Here is a 16,221-nt window from a genome sequence, read left to right as displayed (position 1 = left end):
ATGAGCTACTTAGATACCACTTACAACGTTTACAAAGAAGCAGCCCTCACGCCTGATGTGGGCTTGTGCTGTACCACCAACCCAATATGGGAATTACCGGGCCTGAAAATCCCGAAAATCATGCAGGAAATGAACTATGGCTGCGGCAGCACGGTGCATGCCCGTGACCTTTCCAACAATCCAAAAATGCTCTATGTGGGCGTGGGCGGCGGTATGGAACTGCTGCAATTTGCCTATTTCAACCGTGAAAAAGGCGGCGTTGTGGGAGTGGATATGGTCGATGAAATGCTGGAAGCCTCCCGCAAGAATTTCAAAGAAGCAGAAGAAGTAAACCCCTGGTTCAAAAGCGAGTTTGTGGAACTGAAAAAAGGAGACGCACTCAACCTTCCGGTGGAAGACAATTCCATTGATGTGGCCGCACAAAACTGCCTGTTCAATATCTTCAAAGCCGAAGATTTAAAAAAAGCCATAGAAGAAATGTACCGGGTATTAAAACCACACGGAAAACTAGTGATGAGCGACCCAACCTGTGAGCAGTCAATGAACGAGACCTTACGCAACGACGACCGTTTACGCGCACTTTGCCTGAGCGGAAGCCTGCCAATTGCAGACTATGTGAAGGCCCTTACAGATGCCGGTTTTGGAACCATAGAAATTCGCGCCAGAAAACCCTACCGCATCCTCGACCCAAAACATTATCCCACTGATGAGTTGATTTATATTGAATCCATTGAAGTAGCGGCTATTAAAGACCCAATGCCGGCAGACGGATCCTGTGTTTTTACCGGCAAAGCGGCTATTTACTACGGAGACGAACCCTTTTTAGATGATAAAAAAGGACATATTCTATTAAAAAACCAGCCGTTGGCCATTTGTGATAAAACCGCCGGAGCTCTTGCAGCTCTTGGACGTGACGATATTTTTATCAGTGAATCCACTTTCCACTATGATGGTGGCGGGTGTTGTTAAACCCATAAATTATGCTCTTGATCCTGCTCTTTATCGCAGCCTGTTTTTTAGCCTATACCAATGGCGCCAATGATAATTTCAAAGGAGTGGCAACACTTTTTGGGAGTAACACCACCAATTATAAAAAGGCCATCACCTGGGCAACAATAACCACATTTGCAGGTTCTGTTGCTGCAATTTTTTTAGCAAGCGCACTCATCAAGAATTTTTCCGGAAACGGACTCGTTCCTGAGGAATTGGCACAAATGCCCGTTTTTGCAATTTCAGTGGCAATGGGAGCTGCATTAACGGTTTTTCTTGCCACTAAAATCGGTATGCCCATCTCAACAACCCATGGCTTGGTGGGCGCCCTATTTGGAACCGGTTTAATGGCAGTGGGAATGGAATTCAATTTTTCAAAATTAGGAGCTTCCTTTTTATTTCCATTATTGGTCAGTCCTCTTTTGGCAGCTGTCTTAAGTTTTATTGCATACTTGATTTTTCGGTTCATCAGGGAAAAAACCGGTATTTCTAAAAGTGATTGCCTTTGTTTAAGTGAAGTTGAAGAAAATTCCATACAACTTCAGGGAAACTCTTTTTTGGCAACTAAAGGTTCACAACTAGAAATTGTAAGTTGTAAAAAAGAGCGTTTTACGGAAAAGTATGATGGCGAAATACTTGGGATTTCCATTCAGAAAGTAATGGATGCCCTTCACTTTTTGAGTGCCGGGGTTGTGAGCTTTGCCCGCGGACTAAATGACACGCCCAAAATTGTGGGTTTACTATTGGTGATCAATGCATTTGAGGTTAAGTGGGGCATGCTTGCCCTAGGGATTGCAATGGCTGTTGGGGGCGTCGTCAGTGCCAAAAAAGTGGGATTGACAATGAGTAAAAAAATTACGCCCATGAGTTCCGGACAAGGTTTAAGCGCCAACCTCATTACCGGTTTGTTAGTGACCTCAGCCAGTATTCACGGTTTGCCCGTTTCTACAACCCATGTGTCTGTTGGCTCAATTTTTGGAATTGGAACGGTCACTAAAAAGGCAGACATCAAAATGGTGTCAAAAATTGTTTTGTCCTGGGCATTGACCTTACCTATAGCAGCATTTTTTGGTGCTTCTGTATATTTATTAATGAATTATTTAATTTGATAAAATTTTTATAAAATGAAAACCACGCTATTCTTACTGTCTGTATTCTTTATTTCTTTTGGTTTTTCCAAACCCTTAAACCCTGCAACAAAAAGTGATTTAAGCGCACTTCCCCCTGTAGCTGAACAAGCTCCTTTTGATCATTCACTTTGGAATCAATTACTCCAAAAACACGTTGATAGCAAAGGCAATGTTGACTATAAAGGATTTTTAAAAGACCGCAGCCAGTTAAAAAAATACCTGAATAAACTTTCAGACAACCCTCCTCAGCCAAACTGGTCGCGCAATGAAACATTGGCTTATTACATCAATGTTTACAATGCCTTTACCGTTGAGTTGATTTTGGAAAATTATCCTGTCAAAAGCATCAAAGACATTAACAGGCCTTGGGGAAGAAAATTTTTCAGCTTAGGTGATACCAGATATTCGCTCAATAATATTGAACATGACATTTTGAGGTCCATGGATGAGCCCCGCATTCATTTTGCCATCAACTGTGCTTCGGTTTCCTGTCCTAAATTGCACAACAAAGCTTTTACAGCAGATAAGCTGGAAGCACAACTCGATAAATTAACCCGTGAGTTTATAAACTCCCCGGAGAACAAAATTTCAGAAAACGAGTTGCAGCTTTCCAATATTTTCAAGTGGTATGAAAAAGATTATTTAATTGACGGAATCCGGTCGCTTGCGCATTATGTGAGTCAATATACTGATGTAAAAATAAACCCCAATGCCAGGGTGACTTTTCTGGATTACAACTGGGATTTGAACGAAAAAAAATAACCCATGACCTTAAGCATCATCATTCCGGTTTTGAATGAAGAAGAAAACCTAAAGGTGTTGCTCCCCTATCTAAAAAGCAACGCAAATGGGAATGTTGAAATCATTGTTGTTGATGGTGGAAGTAGTGACGCTTCAGTGGAGGTGGCAAAAAGAGAAGGTGTTTTTGTAGTTCATTCAGAAAAAGGCAGGGCCAGGCAAATGAATACCGGAGCAAAACAATCTGCCGGCGAAATCCTATATTTTCTTCACGCAGATTCTTTTCCGCCGAAAGGCTTTGACCAATACATTCTTAAAGAGGTAAAAAAAGGAAATAGGGCTGGCTGCTTTCAAATGAGGTTTGACCACAACCACTGGTGGCTAAGGCTGGCCGGCTGGCTTACCAAATTCAATTGGCGTGCGTGTCGCGGAGGGGATCAAAGCCAGTTTATTACAAAACAACTTTTTGATGAAATAGGCGGGTATGATGAAGCATACATCATCTATGAAGATAATATCCTGATCAATGAGCTTTACAAGCGAAAGCAATTTGTGGTAATCCCACAATGGTTGACCACCTCTGCAAGGCGATATGATGAGAAAGGCATTTGGAAGCTACAGTATCATTTCTGGGCGATTTATGTTAAGAAATGGTTTGGCGCTTCGGCTGATGAAATTTATAGATACTATTTAAAAAACATAAAGCCACTACAGAATAATAGCACTTCAAATACATTAATTTGAATAGTTTGTTTAGAAAATTGAGTGTTTTCCTCTATCACAAATAACTTTAATGCATCATTGGCACATTTTCTCTTTATGGCTTCGTTTTTTAGTATAAACTAAAGCCTTTTATTATGCCAGAGTGTTAAAAACAACACTGTGATTAAATTAAGCAAGAAAACAATTATATAAATTTTATCATTTCCTTTTTTTAATATTTGAATTAAACTATAAACAGTACTAAAAAACAGAAAACCCAACAATGGCACCGTTATTAATTCTCCTATAAATCGTATTACTTCGGTGGAACCAGGTGGGTTGTATTCCCAATAGACCAATAATGAAAAATAAATTAAGACTATTAATGCTAAATACAAGAAAGTTTTAGATTTAGGAATTTTCAATTTTATATGAGAGAGTAATAGATTCTAGTTTTGGAACCTCATCAGGCTTCTATCAAAGATAACCGAATTTCAGATAAATTCTTTAAAAATTCATTAAGTTTATCAAATCTATTTCGACAAAGGAAAAATGGTGTTATAAATTATCTCAAAAATCCATCTATGCAACACATCGTCATCATAGGAAACGGCATCGCAGGCATCACTGCTGCCCGGCATATCCGGAAACTTTCAAATAATAAAATTACCGTCATTTCCGGGGAGACTGATTATTTCTTTTCCCGCACCGCCTTGATGTATATCTATATGGGGCATATGAAATATGAACATACCAAACCCTATGAAGACTGGTTCTGGGAGAAAAACCGCATCGAACTCAAAAATGCCTGGGTCTCCAAAGTGTTACCTGAAGAAAACAAACTGATATTTTCTAACGGAGAAATGATGCAGTATGACCAACTCATCATCGCTTCGGGTTCCAAATACAACAAATTTGGCTGGCCGGGTGAAGATTTAAAGGGTGTTCAAGGACTCTATTCCAAACAGGATTTAGACCTGTTGGAAGAAAACGCCCCGAATAATAAGGTGTGTAAACGCGCTGTGATTGTAGGTGGCGGATTGATAGGTGTCGAACTTGCGGAAATGCTCTCTACCCGAAATATTCCGGTCACTTTTCTAGTCAGAGAAAAAGACTTTTGGGACAATGTGTTGCCGGAAAGCGATGCTAAACTGATTAATAAACATATCAGAGAACACCACATTGATTTACGATTGGAAATGAATTTGAAAGAAATTCTCTCAGATGACAACGGTCGTGCCAGAGCAGTAGTTATTGCAGAAACCGGAGAAGAAATTTCTTGTGATTTAGTTGGGCTTACAGCAGGTGTTAGCCCCAATATAGATTTTTTAAAAGACAGTGGAATTGCATTGGGTAGAGGCGTAAAAGTAAACCGCTATTTGCAAACCAACATTGAAAACATCTATGCCATTGGCGACTGTGCCGAGCAACAGGAACCCACGGGAGACCGAAAACCGGTGGAAGCTGTCTGGTACACCGGCAGGATGATGGGAGAAGTAGTGGCACAAACCCTTTGCGGAAACAAAATGCCCTACAAACCCGGTCACTGGTTTAACAGTGCCAAATTTTTTGATATCGAATACCAAACCTATGGCTGGGTATTTCACTTACCCCGCGAGGGAGAGGCTCATTTTCACTGGCATTATAAAGATGGGAAAAAAGGCATCACATTTTGTTATGAAACACACTCCCGAAAGTTTTTAGGCATCAACACCTTTGGAATCAGATTGCGTCACGAAGTCATTGACCACTGGCTCACAGCAGGGAAAACTGTCGATGAAGTTATTAAAAACCTGAGACAAGCCCATTTTGACCCGGAGTTTTATAAGCGCTATGAAAATCAGATATACCATAAGTTTCAAGAAAAAAATGAGTCAGTTAGTCATTAATTATTTAATTTGAATGTATGCCCGTTTCAGAAAAAAATAGAATTAAAGAATTTGTAAAAGCAATCACTTCACTCTCCTTAGAGAAGCGAAAACAGCTTGCTGAATTGTTGCCGGTAGATATTTTTTATGCTCCCGATCAATTATCAGATTCTCAAAAGGAGGCATTGGATAATGCAGAACACAAAGTAGTTGAAGGAAAAGCAACTTATTACACTTGGCAAGAAACCCTTGAATGGTTTAAAAAACAATAGCTTATGGCTCACAACATTTCAGCAACCGGAGATACCACTTATACACTTTCGCTTCAGCAAAAACTGGCAACATTGCTTGGGTTTACAGGGCTTTTTATACTTACGTTGGCAACTTTCAATACAAGCTTTCCAAACAAAACCTTGTGGCTTTCACTTGCCCTTGGAGCTATTTGTACTGGTATTGTCTGGTTTGGTGTTAACAAATACCAAAACAAAACCGCCGGGATTAAAAACGACGGAATATATATCAATGCCTTTACAAACCGTGGCTTTTGGGCGTGGATGCTGGGTATTTTTCTCACGGGGTTTTATATCGTGCTTTATTTTTATCCGCAGTATCTGGGACTAACCGCTCAAGGCGAAAGCAACACAGGTCTTGTCGCACTCTTTGACCCTTTGAGTAACTTACTGAGCGGCAATCCCGCAAGCCAGTGGTTTGTCTATGGCACTTTCTACACCATTGCCGTGGTGTTTTTTGGAATCAAATTCATTTATAAATACCGTCACAACCACTATCAGCGGTTGCGTACCTTCTCTGTAATGTTCTTTCAATTGGGCTTTGCTTTTTTGATTCCGGAGTTTATGATGCGCTTAAATAGCGAAAGTTTCTCCCTGCCCTATTATGACTTGAAAAACATCTGGCCGCTCAACCATTACAACTTTGAGCAATACCGTGTGGACGAGTTTGTAAGTGCCGGAAGTATCGGTATTGCCTTACTTATATTTGGAGTTGCGTCCATTTTTATTATCACACCTATCCTCACCTACAAATATGGCAAACGCTGGTACTGCTCCTGGGTGTGTGGCTGCGGCGGACTTGCTGAAACTGCGGGCGACTCCTTCCGGCATTTAAGTGACAAACGCTTGTTTGCTTGGAAAGTAGAGCGATGGGTGGTGCATAGCGTGGTGGTTTTTGTGGTATTAATGACTACTGCGGTTGTTTATTCTTATCTGGGTGACGACTCCAAAGGTTATTGGTTGACCCGTGATGTATTTCTTATTGGGGTCGGTCTTTTGCTCACCGCTGTTTTTGCATGGGTGATGATTTTTAAACGACACGAATTCAAAAAAGATGCCCTCTATGGTGCTACCGGTTATTTTGTAATCATACTCGCGCTCATTGGCTTGCATTATTTTCAAGGGTCGCAATTGTTTTTGTTTGAAACCGAAACCCTGAGAAGCACTTATGGTTTTCTTATCGGAAGTATTTTTGCCGGGGTCATCGGCACGGGTTTTTATCCCATTTTCGGAAACCGGGTGTGGTGCCGTATGGGATGCCCAATGGCGGCTATACTTGGCTTTCAGCAACGCTTGTTTTCAAAATTCAGGATTACTACCAATGGCGGGCAATGCATCTCCTGCGGAAACTGCTCCACCTATTGCGAAATGGGCATTGACGTGCGTGCCTATGCCCAAAAAGGGGAAAACATCATACGCTCCAGCTGTGTGGGTTGCGGTATTTGTGCCGCTGTTTGTCCGCGTGGGGTCTTAAAACTGGAAAACGACAGCTTGAAAGGCAGAATCAACCCCAATGAAATCCTCTTAGGAAATGATGTAGATTTGATGAAGTTGGTGAATGAGAAATAGTATTTTGAAAATATAAAAAAATGTGTTTACTTTGTAATAACATTTATTAGAATAACAATGGAGACTTCAATCATCAAAATAGGAAATTCAAAAGGGCTTCGCTTGAGCAAAACAATTTTGGAAAAATACAACATTAAGGATAAAGTAGAAATAATCCTTGAGAAAGGACACATCGTTCTAAAGCCTGTGGATGCACCCAGAAAAAACTGGGAAAAGCAATTCAAAAAAATGGCCGAAAGCGGTGATGATGCACTTTTAATCAATGATGTTTTTGAAGATGAAACCCTTGAAGAATGGAGTTAGCACAATACACCATTGTACTTGTTAACCTGGATCCGAGCATAGGTAGCGAAATAAAAAAGACACGCCCGTGTGTCATTATTTCGCCGAATGAAATGAACAAATACCTCAATACCATTGTACTTGCACCTATGACCACTAATCTCAAAAAGTATCCCACCAGGGTCGCTGTAAACCACAATTCAAAAAAGGGAATGATTGCCTTGGATCAAATCAGAACGGTTGATAAAACCAGAGTAATAAAAATATTTGAAAAACTAACCGATGCTGAAATCACCCTGTGCAAAGCAGTCATTAAAGAAACATTTGTTGATTAACTAAATTAGACTTTGTTGATTTGATGAGGTTGGTGTATGAAAAATAACTATTTCAATGATAAAAACAATTGTTATAATTTGCTTACTGATTTCTTTTGAAGGGTTTTCTCAGGAAATAGAAACCATCCCCCAAGGCACCTTCAACTATGAACTCTACTTTGCCGAATTTGGCGGAAGGATGAACAACGCTACCTGTGATGTGGAAATAAAAGGCAACAAAATCAAAGTTTTACAGGATGGAAGCACTAACCTGACCGGAGGAAAAGTACTTTTTGATGGCTTGATCATAAAACACAAGTCAGGTGTTTGGATTTTAGCACATAATGAAGAGGATAAAAACGCAGGCGAAGTTGGTGGTTGTACCGAGTTTCCAATTATTTATTTTGACCGCAAATTGATTGAGTTTTGTTGATATAAGAAAATATTTACCCCGATGATTTTTTTTGGAATGATGTGCACTTGATGAAGTTGGTGAATGAGAAGTAATAAAATAATCCGTGAGTATCCGCCACATCAGCGTCATTAGCGTGCCATTTTGATTTTAAAATAATAGAACGCAGATGACACGGATTCAGCTGTTCTTCGCTGATTTTAAATTAAAGCTACAGTCAATAATCCATTTACCCATTAACCATTAACTTTTTTTCACCTCCTCCCCCTAAAAAAATTCATCCAAACCGAACAAACCAAAACCACTGCTGTAAGCACCAGCGTCATTGTGTTGACCAAATCGCCATCGGGTAGCCAGCCGGTGAGTTTTTCTACTAAAAAAGCAATATAACTGCTGGGCATTCCTGTTTCACCTAACTCGCGTAACACCTGATAGTGCCAGTCGGTTAAAAAGCAGTAGCCAAACCCATACCAAATACCCAAAACACCCCAAGAGAACAAGGTAATCAACAAACTATATAGGTGCAACTTCCTGGTTTTGGGATGCAGCCAGCCAAAGAGGTTGAATACTATCAACACTGTGTGGAAAACGTAAAAGAAATAATTTAAAAACTCAAGCATCGGTAAGGATTTAACAAACAATTCGTCTTAATTCCATAAGAAATAAAATATCTTTGTTATTGCTAAAAATAGTGAAAATTTAATGACCCGCCCACAACCCATCATCATAGTCATCATTCCGGCATTCAATGAAGAGGCTTCCATCGGCAAGGTAATTGCAGAAATTCCTGCCATTGTTACTGAGATTATTGTGGTAAACAACACCTCATCAGACCAGACCGAAGCCGTCGCTATAAAAGCCGGTGCTACTGTGTTGCGTGAAGAAAATATGGGCTATGGCTATGCCTGCTTGGAGGGGCTGGATTACATTGCAAACCAGGCAACCAAACCCGACATCGTGGTTTTTCTCGACGGCGATTACAGCGATTACCCTGAAGAACTCACCAAAATCGTCGCCCCTATACTTGAAGAAGATATCGACCTGGTCATTGGCGCACGGGTAAAACACTTACGCGAAAAAGGTTCCATGACCTTTCCACAAATATTCGGAAATTGGCTCGCGACTACTTTGATGCGTTTGTTTTTCAGGTCGCGGTTTACAGATTTGGGTCCGTTTAGGGCGATAAAATACCCTAAGCTTTTAGCTTTGCAAATGGAGGACAAAACATATGGCTGGACGGTGGAAATGCAACTGAAAGCTTTACGAAAAAAATACAGCTATACCGAAGTGCCCGTGCGTTACAAAAACCGCATTGGGGTTTCAAAAATTTCGGGAAACCTAATGGCAGCGGTCAAAGCCGGAATAAAAATATTGGGTTGGATCTTTAAATACAGTTTTAAGAAATGATTATAGAAACCATTGTCATTGTACTTTACACTGTTTCGCTGGTGTTTATTCTCATTTACGCACTGGCACAACTCAACCTGCTTTTTAATTACCTCAGGAATAAAAACAAAACAAGTACCCCAAAAAAAATCAACTGGAACAAGCCCGAAGAAGTGCCCGAAGTGACCATCCAATTGCCTGTTTACAACGAAAAATATGTCATCGAACGCCTGCTCAGAAACATAGCTAAAATAGATTACCCCAAAGAAAAACTGGAAATTCAGGTGCTGGATGATTCCACTGACGATAGTCTGGAAATCACCAAAACTCTTGTTGAAGAACTGCGTCAAACCGGTCTGGACATCAAGCACATTACAAGAATTATTAGAACAGGTTTTAAAGCCGGTGCACTCAAAGAAGGATTGAAAACCTCCAAAGGCGAATTCATCGCCATCTTTGATGCCGACTTCCTTCCCAAAGCTGACTGGCTGAAACGCACAGTCCCGCATTTTACCGGTGAAAACATTGGTGTGGTGCAAACGCGTTGGGGGCATATCAACCGTGACTATTCATTGCTTACCAAAGTGCAGGCATTTGCTTTGGATGCTCATTTTACGCTGGAGCAGGTGGGTAGGAACAGCCACGACCACTTTATCAATTTTAACGGTACGGCGGGCATCTGGCGTAAACAGTGCATCATCGATGCCGGCAACTGGGAAGGCGACACCCTCACCGAAGACCTCGATTTAAGCTACCGCGCTCAATTAAAAGGCTGGAAATTCACCTATTTGGAAGATGTGGAAACCCCGGCAGAGCTTCCTGTCGTGATTAGTGCGGCGCGCTCGCAGCAGTTCCGGTGGAACAAGGGCGGGGCTGAAAACTTTCAAAAGATGAAGTGGAAGTTAATCACTTCCCCCTCCATTCCGTTTAAGACCAAAATCCACGGACTGCTGCATTTGCTCAACAGCACGATGTTTCTCAACATCTTTATCGTCGCAATATTGAGCATCCCGATGCTTTACATCAAAAACGAATATGGACACCTGAAAGTCTATTTTATCGTGATGAGCTTTTTTGTGGTGAGCACGCTTATTTTCTTTGCTTGTTACTGGGTGATGTTTAAACAAATATATGGTGGCGGTTTTAAAAACTTCATCCGGTATATCGGGATGTTTTTTACTTTTTTCTCCATTGCGATGGGCTTTTCACTGCACAATACACTTGCCATACTTGAAGGGCATCTGGGCAAGAAAAGCGAATTCATAAGAACCCCAAAATTCAACATAAACTCCATCAACGATTCCTGGAAAGGCAATGTGTACTTAAAAACCAAACTCTCCCCACAACTCATCCTTGAAGGACTACTAATGGGTTATTTTGCCTTTGGTATGTACAGTGCTTTTGTGGTGAGCCAGGCAGGTGATTTTGGATTGTTTCCCTTTCACCTGATGTTGTTTCTGGGTTTTGGCTATGTGTTTTTTAAATCGCTAAAGCGAAAGTCATGAAACCCTGGCTGCAACTCCACCGCATTCCCCTGCTGATGGTTTTGGTCAGCCTGGTGTTTTATGGGTCTTTTGCTTACCAACTCGAACGCAGTGATTTTATTAAGCTGCTCAGCCTCTATGCTGCCTTGTTCTTTTTGTTTTACAAACTGGTGCAAACCAATGCGGGCAACTTTAACTTCCTCTTCTGGACGGGTATTGCCCTTAGGGCTGTGTTTATCTTTTCCATCCCCAACCTCTCACAAGACTTTTACCGCTTCCTTTGGGACGGAAGGTTGTTGATTCAAGGAATCAATCCTTACCTTTTTACACCGGATTCCTTCGCTTCGCTTGAAGCCTGGTCCCTGAGCGGAGCCGAAGGGCAGGCTCAAGAACTCATCAACGGCATGGGCGCCCTCAACGCCAGCCATTACAGCAACTACCCGCCGCTGTCGCAATTTATGTATGCCCTGGCCGCCCTCCTTGCCGGAAACAGTATTTTGGGTTCTGTAATTGTGCTTAAGCTTATCCTTATAGCAGCTGACATTGGGACCTTATTGTTTGGAAAGAAACTTTTAGAAAAACTCAAACTGCCCAAACACCATATCTTTTGGTTCTTTTTAAACCCGTTTATCATCATCGAACTCACCGGAAACCTGCACTTTGAAGGTGTGATGGTCTTCTTTTTGGTGGGTGCGCTGTACTTTATGGCGGTCAAGAAATGGTTGTGTAGTGCGGTGTTTCTTGGACTTTCAGTGGGAACTAAATTAATCCCTTTGCTGTTTTTGCCGTTGTTATTGCCTTATTTTATAGGACAGTTTCCCACCAAAGCCTTCGCACTTAAAAAGCTTACGGTCTATTATATCACGGTTTTCGCAACGGTGTTGGTATTGTTTGTCCCGTTTCTCTCTGAAGCATTTATACAAAACTTTAGTGCCACCCTCAGCCTCTACTTTACCAGCTTTGAATTTAACGCCAGTGTGTATTATCTCATTCGTTGGATTGGTTTTGAAACCGTGGGCTGGAACATCATTGGCACAGTAGGCAAAATACTGCCGGTGGTGGTGGTTTTGTTTTTGCTTTACCTCAGCTTTTTCAAAAAAGCAAAAGACCTTTCCCGCTTGTTGGTGTTAATGCTCTTTGGCATTTGTTTTTACTACCTGCTCTCCACCACGGCACATCCCTGGTACTTGACCGTCCCGGTGGTACTCAGCATTTTTACCCGCTACCGCTTTTTGCTCGTGTGGAGTTTTATGATTGTACTGAGTTATTCTGCTTATGGCACGGGAGGCTTTCAGGAGAATTTGTGGTTGGTGGGGTTGGAATATTTGGTCGTACTGGGGTATTTTGTTTGTGAGGTTTTTGTTAAAAAGTTGGGAAGCGTGCCACGCGATGCAATCGCGCGGTAGCGGGGGCGGGGTAGCGAGATGAATAGATTACTAAATCTTAAACTTTTGATTCATTTCTATAAAACGAGCAGTAATAAACCTCAAAAGGTATTGTCCTTCTCTTTCATTGGAATATTGAGCTTTTTGATAAGCTATTAGAGATACATTTTCATTTATTCTATGATTCAAGTGATAAATACTGTAAAGTTTCTTGAGTTTACTTATCATTTTAACTTTTAATAAATTCTTCGTGAGAAAATTATTTAGCTCTTCGAATCCAATTCCCACATGGTTGAACCTATATCCCTTTGTACCCTCACCAGGATTCTCAAAAGTGAAATTTAGTTTTGTTTTGTCTTCAAATAGGAAAATTAGTGAGTCTCCTTTAGCAATTGTAATATCTTCATTTCGTGAGTTGAAGTTTATATAAACATATCCGTTATGATTTGTGAAGGTTAGACCTAAAAAATCATGTGCATATTCTGTTTGATCTCGATATAATTTAAAATACTGAGTTTCTTCAGAACTTACTTTAATAACCTCAATTGTTTTGTCATCTGTAAAATCATCTTCCAAATAAATGACTTCTGTGTCTTCGAGTTTATTTCTATTCTGTTCAAACACTTTTTCAGCTATAATATCTTTATCTTGTATTTGAGTATATGAGAAAAGTTTGTCGTTAAATGATATCGATTGACCCAAATTAATTAAAATGTTTTCCAATTTACCTCCAAATTGTGGCTTTATATAAATCCGACCACTTCCGTGAATTCTGGAACCTAAACAAAATAAAATTTGATTTTCTGAAAAATACTCACCATTAGAAACATAGGATTCCATTAATTCAAATTGATCGGTAAGTGGTATCTCTTTGTTAATTTCTGATTCATAAACACCTTCAATTAAATGAATAATTTTATACTCAGGTGAATCATTTGAAACACTTTTATCTTTTTTACCTAATGGTTTATTCCATTTTAAAAACTTCATGTTGTCTTTTGTACTATAGTGCTATTTCTTTCTAGATGTAACAGTTTTAAGCGGTGAGTTTCTTACGAATCAAGAAAACCTTACGCTACCGCGCGATTGCATCGCGTGGCCATGCAAAATCTCAACCAAAATACTGAAAAACGATCACATTATTCAATAAACCTTTTTTATCTGCATAATCTGCAGCACTGCTGTAAACATAATCTTCGGGATAATAAACCAAACCAGCCTCCACCGGGTTTTTGTGAATATAACTTATTTTCTCGTAAATCACTTTATTGCTCCACAACTCAATAGGTTTGTTGTCATGCCTCCAAAACTGAAATTCATTCACATTGGATGCTTTTGCTCCGGCTTTTTTAAATTGTTCTAACAAAAATTCCTTTCTGCTTTCTTTAGGGTTTTCCTTTATTGCTTTGACTATGGCTTTACTTGTAAATCGCTTAAAATCTCCCAACAACATTGCTGGGTCTAAGCCGTCAATACTCCTGAACACCAAATGAACGTGGTTGGTCATAATACACCATGCAAAAATTTCCATGCCTTTGTTTTTTTGGCAATAGGAGAGACTTTCTATAAGGATGTCTTTATACTCGTTTCTGGTAAATACATCCAGCCACTCCACAACTGCAAAGCTTACAAAATATAAGCCTTCAGGGTTATGAAATTTGTAATTTCTGCTCATAGAATAAAATTACAGAATTTTATATTTATTACAATATGCCTTTTGGAAAGTTCTTGAAGGTTAAATGCCACGCGATGCAATCGCGCGGAAGCGGGGGATTACCGGTGACACGGTCACTATTGACTACCCCAAAGCGCTGGTGAGTATGGGCGAACTGCGGGCCATTGAAGTCACCGCAGCAAGCATTACTGCAGAAAATGCCCTTGCCCTCTCGTGGAAGGATAACAGCAATCAAGGGCTGGCAGAACCAGATGACCTGCTTTTGGTAGTGGTGTATGCCCCTGAAACGCATGAGTATTACTTTTCACAAGACGCCGCAACACGGCAGGACGGTGAAGTACTGCTACCCCTGCCCACCTATTTTGCAACTACTGAAGTGCATTGCTGGGCAAGTTTCAGGAACCCGGAGTCAGGGGTGACGGCGGATAGCAGGTATGTTGTTTTTGATTGACGTAGGACTGTAAGACGTAGGACGTAAGACGAATAAAAAACCCACACTATTTAAAAACAATGTGGGGTGACTCTGAATATTTTAAATGAGTTTAATCTAACTCCTCTTCTTCATCAATATCATCGGCCAAATCATCCGGGGGTTGTACTGCTTCCGGATCGTCGTCAGCGAAGTCTTCATAGTCGTCTTCGTCATAGTTTTCCATGGTGCGTTCCAGTTTGGTGCTTACTTTTACCAGATAGATGGTGTCTTCGGTGCGCACTTCCACACATTCCACGATTTCGCCGGCGGCGTTTTTAAATGAAATGATGTTCATATCGTCATAACCTTCCGGGTATTTTTCGACCAGGAGTTTTAGAATTTCAGGGGTAAGTTTCTTAAAGTCAACTATAATTCGTTTCATCTGTGCTTTTCTATTGTTTTTTATAGGTCAGATGGAATACCTTAAAAAGCATATCCATAGCATTATAATTAGTTGGTAGGCATTTCATAAATTACATATCTAATAAGTAGGCAAATATAAGAGGTGCAACGATTGTAGCATCACTTTCTATGATAAATTTTGGGGTTTTAATGTCCAGTTTTCCCCAGGTGATTTTCTCATTGGGGACAGCACCGGAATAGGAACCGTAACTGGTCGTAGAATCAGATATTTGGCAGAAATAACTCCAGAAGGGCGTGTCTGTTCTTTCCATATCCTGATACAGCATGGGCACCACACATATTGGGAAATCGCCGGCTATACCTCCTCCAATCTGGAAGAAACCAATGCCTTTTTCGGAATTCTCCGTGTACCAATCGGCTAAAAAGGTCATGTACTCAATACCGCTTTTCATGGTGCTGGCTTTGAGTTCGCCTTTCAGTACATAAGAGGCAAAAATATTCCCCATAGTGCTGTCTTCCCATCCGGGAACGACCATAGGCAGGTTTTTTTCGGCGGCAGCATACATCCACGAATCTTTCAAGTCAATTTCGTAATACTGTTCCAAAACACCTGAAAGCAGCATTTTGTACATAAACTCATGCGGCAGGTAGCGTTCGCCCTTTTCATCGGCTTCCTTCCAGATTTCGAAGATGTGTTTTTGCAGTCTTCTGAAAGCTTCTTCTTCGGGAATACAGGTGTCTGTCACGCGGTTGAGGCCTTTTTCAAGCAACTCCCATTCTTGTTCCGGGGTTAAATCGCGGTAATTGGGAATGCGCTCATAGTGCGAATGTGCCACAAGGTTCATGATGTCTTCCTCAAGATTGGCACCGGTACAGGAAATGATTTGCACCTTGTCTTGACGGATCATTTCGGCAAATATTTTACCAAGCTCGCCGGTACTCATCGCTCCAGCCAGGGAGACCAGCATTTTTGATCCCTGATTGAGTTGGTCTTCATAACCTTTGGCGGCATCAACCAAAGCTGCTGCGTTGAAGTGTAAATAGTATTTTTCGATAAATTGTGAAATGGGTCCTTTATTCATTTTCATTTGTTTTTTTTGATTTGTTTACAAGAAACGTCTTTGCAGATAAGGGGCTTACAACTTTTTTTCCAGTTTTTTC

19 protein-coding genes are annotated in these 16,221 nt (G+C 40.7%); 14 read left to right on the top strand and 5 right to left on the bottom strand.

Translation table 11 applies throughout. The annotated features are described in order from the left end of the window. The 10 genes from arsM to AC6F75_RS04310 all read left to right on the top strand — a co-directional run. Positions 1-969: arsenosugar biosynthesis arsenite methyltransferase ArsM (arsM, locus tag AC6F75_RS04355; protein WP_500713725.1), on the top strand; the 969-nt coding region annotated here is incomplete at its 5' end. Positions 970-980: 11 nt separating this feature from the next. Then, complete coding sequence (locus tag AC6F75_RS04350) at positions 981-2,099, top strand: inorganic phosphate transporter (RefSeq protein ID WP_500713724.1); 1,119 nt, start codon at positions 981-983, stop codon at positions 2,097-2,099. A gap of 15 nt (positions 2,100-2,114) precedes the next feature. Then, the gene (locus tag AC6F75_RS04345; RefSeq protein WP_500713723.1) at positions 2,115-2,882 is read left to right on the top strand and encodes a DUF547 domain-containing protein; all 768 of its coding nucleotides are present in this window, start codon (positions 2,115-2,117) and stop codon (positions 2,880-2,882) included. Between the two features lie 3 nt (positions 2,883-2,885). Beyond that, positions 2,886-3,602 carry a TIGR04283 family arsenosugar biosynthesis glycosyltransferase gene (locus tag AC6F75_RS04340; protein ID WP_500713722.1) on the top strand — a complete coding sequence of 239 codons (717 nt, stop codon included), beginning with the start codon at positions 2,886-2,888 and terminating at the stop codon, positions 3,600-3,602. Positions 3,603-4,144: 542 nt separating this feature from the next. Next, a complete protein-coding gene (locus tag AC6F75_RS04335) occupies positions 4,145-5,449 on the top strand; it encodes an FAD-dependent oxidoreductase (protein WP_500713721.1) in 1,305 nt (434 codons plus the stop codon). A 17-nt stretch (positions 5,450-5,466) separates the two neighbouring features. After that, on the top strand, positions 5,467-5,700 hold the full coding sequence (locus tag AC6F75_RS04330; protein ID WP_500713720.1) for a hypothetical protein: 234 nt from the start codon (positions 5,467-5,469) through the stop codon (positions 5,698-5,700). A 3-nt stretch (positions 5,701-5,703) separates the two neighbouring features. Next, positions 5,704-7,287, top strand: coding sequence for a 4Fe-4S dicluster domain-containing protein (locus tag AC6F75_RS04325; RefSeq protein ID WP_500713719.1), 1,584 nt, complete (start codon positions 5,704-5,706; stop codon positions 7,285-7,287). Positions 7,288-7,344: 57 nt separating this feature from the next. Continuing rightward, positions 7,345-7,590, top strand: coding sequence for an AbrB/MazE/SpoVT family DNA-binding domain-containing protein (locus AC6F75_RS04320; protein WP_500713718.1), 246 nt, complete (start codon positions 7,345-7,347; stop codon positions 7,588-7,590). Then, positions 7,581-7,904 (top strand): type II toxin-antitoxin system PemK/MazF family toxin, encoded by a 324-nt coding sequence (locus tag AC6F75_RS04315; RefSeq protein ID WP_500713717.1) that lies wholly within the window; start codon positions 7,581-7,583, stop codon positions 7,902-7,904. Before AC6F75_RS04320 ends, AC6F75_RS04315 begins: the two co-directional genes overlap by 10 nt. A gap of 55 nt (positions 7,905-7,959) precedes the next feature. Next, the gene (locus AC6F75_RS04310) at positions 7,960-8,316 is read left to right on the top strand and encodes a hypothetical protein (RefSeq protein WP_500713716.1); all 357 of its coding nucleotides are present in this window, start codon (positions 7,960-7,962) and stop codon (positions 8,314-8,316) included. A 233-nt stretch (positions 8,317-8,549) separates the two neighbouring features. Here the strand turns inward: AC6F75_RS04310 and AC6F75_RS04305 are convergent, their stop codons facing one another. Next, the gene (locus tag AC6F75_RS04305; protein WP_500713715.1) at positions 8,550-8,915 is read right to left on the bottom strand and encodes a DUF2784 family protein; all 366 of its coding nucleotides are present in this window, start codon (positions 8,913-8,915) and stop codon (positions 8,550-8,552) included. 82 nt (positions 8,916-8,997) lie between these two features. Between AC6F75_RS04305 and AC6F75_RS04300 the strand changes: the two genes are divergently transcribed. The 3 genes from AC6F75_RS04300 to AC6F75_RS04290 are packed head-to-tail and all read left to right on the top strand — an operon-like array spanning position 8,998 to position 12,571. Next, positions 8,998-9,702 (top strand): glycosyltransferase, encoded by a 705-nt coding sequence (locus tag AC6F75_RS04300; RefSeq protein WP_500713714.1) that lies wholly within the window; start codon positions 8,998-9,000, stop codon positions 9,700-9,702. Next, positions 9,699-11,186 (top strand): glycosyltransferase, encoded by a 1,488-nt coding sequence (locus AC6F75_RS04295; protein ID WP_500713713.1) that lies wholly within the window; start codon positions 9,699-9,701, stop codon positions 11,184-11,186. Before AC6F75_RS04300 ends, AC6F75_RS04295 begins: the two co-directional genes overlap by 4 nt. Then, entirely contained in the window at positions 11,183-12,571 is a 1,389-nt protein-coding gene (locus tag AC6F75_RS04290) for an MptA/MptB family glycosyltransferase (protein ID WP_500713712.1), read from the top strand. Before AC6F75_RS04295 ends, AC6F75_RS04290 begins: the two co-directional genes overlap by 4 nt. Before the next feature lie 30 nt (positions 12,572-12,601). Here the strand turns inward: AC6F75_RS04290 and AC6F75_RS04285 are convergent, their stop codons facing one another. Both AC6F75_RS04285 and AC6F75_RS04280 read right to left on the bottom strand, forming a co-directional pair. Beyond that, a complete protein-coding gene (locus tag AC6F75_RS04285) occupies positions 12,602-13,540 on the bottom strand; it encodes a hypothetical protein (protein ID WP_500713711.1) in 939 nt (312 codons plus the stop codon). A gap of 121 nt (positions 13,541-13,661) precedes the next feature. Beyond that, the gene (locus tag AC6F75_RS04280; RefSeq protein WP_500713710.1) at positions 13,662-14,225 is read right to left on the bottom strand and encodes an REP-associated tyrosine transposase; all 564 of its coding nucleotides are present in this window, start codon (positions 14,223-14,225) and stop codon (positions 13,662-13,664) included. Between the two features lie 64 nt (positions 14,226-14,289). On the opposite strand from AC6F75_RS04280, the gene AC6F75_RS04275 reads away from it, so the two are divergent. After that, a complete protein-coding gene (locus AC6F75_RS04275) occupies positions 14,290-14,676 on the top strand; it encodes a DUF6266 family protein (RefSeq protein WP_500713709.1) in 387 nt (128 codons plus the stop codon). Between the two features lie 91 nt (positions 14,677-14,767). On the opposite strand, the gene AC6F75_RS04270 is transcribed toward AC6F75_RS04275, so the two are convergent. Both AC6F75_RS04270 and AC6F75_RS04265 read right to left on the bottom strand, forming a co-directional pair. Then, positions 14,768-15,079, bottom strand: a complete 312-nt coding sequence (locus AC6F75_RS04270; protein WP_500713708.1) for a hypothetical protein — start codon at positions 15,077-15,079, stop codon at positions 14,768-14,770. Positions 15,080-15,170: 91 nt separating this feature from the next. Then, the gene (locus AC6F75_RS04265; protein ID WP_500713707.1) at positions 15,171-16,142 is read right to left on the bottom strand and encodes a deoxyhypusine synthase family protein; all 972 of its coding nucleotides are present in this window, start codon (positions 16,140-16,142) and stop codon (positions 15,171-15,173) included. Positions 16,143-16,221: the final 79 nt, after the last annotated feature.

The sequence above is a fragment of the Planktosalinus sp. genome (genome assembly GCF_059864935.1).
Note: the sequence above shows the minus strand (reverse complement) of the source record. Positions and strands in the feature narration are given on the sequence as shown.